The organism is Streptomyces sp. WM6386, from assembly GCF_000972385.1.
Lineage (GTDB): Bacteria > Actinomycetota > Actinomycetes > Streptomycetales > Streptomycetaceae > Streptomyces.
In genome coordinates this window covers 1-317 of record NZ_JXTE01000770.1, presented here as the reverse complement: position 1 = coordinate 317, position 317 = coordinate 1, and the positions used below count along the sequence as shown (strand labels likewise).

At 67.2% G+C, this 317-nt stretch carries 1 protein-coding gene; it reads right to left on the bottom strand.

The window, feature by feature from the left end; genetic code table 11:
• Window positions 1-299, bottom strand: a 299-nt coding sequence (locus TN53_RS43595) for a dihydrofolate reductase family protein (RefSeq protein ID WP_234441883.1), incomplete at its 3' end; no start/stop codon positions are given.
• Window positions 300-317 lie beyond the last annotated feature (18 nt).

Genomic DNA, 317 nt, shown 5'->3' with positions numbered 1-317 from the left:
CGCGTGGGCCGGTATCGCAGAGCGACCGCCCCCGACCGAAACGCATCGCGATCCACGAGTTCGAGCTGGATGCGCTCGCGCAGACCGGCGAGCAACGTCGGCCCGTGTCCGGCAAGGACCGGCTGCACAAGGAACTCGTACTCGTCGATCAGTCCCAGATCTGCCAACGCCAGGGGGAGCGTCACGCCACCCACCCACAGGCCCTCGCCTGACTCCTGCTTGAGCCGCTGAACCGCTTGCCCCAAGTCGCCTCGCACCAGCTCGGCATTCCAATCGACCCCGCTCAGCGTGCTCGACACGACGTACTTCTTCGCCCG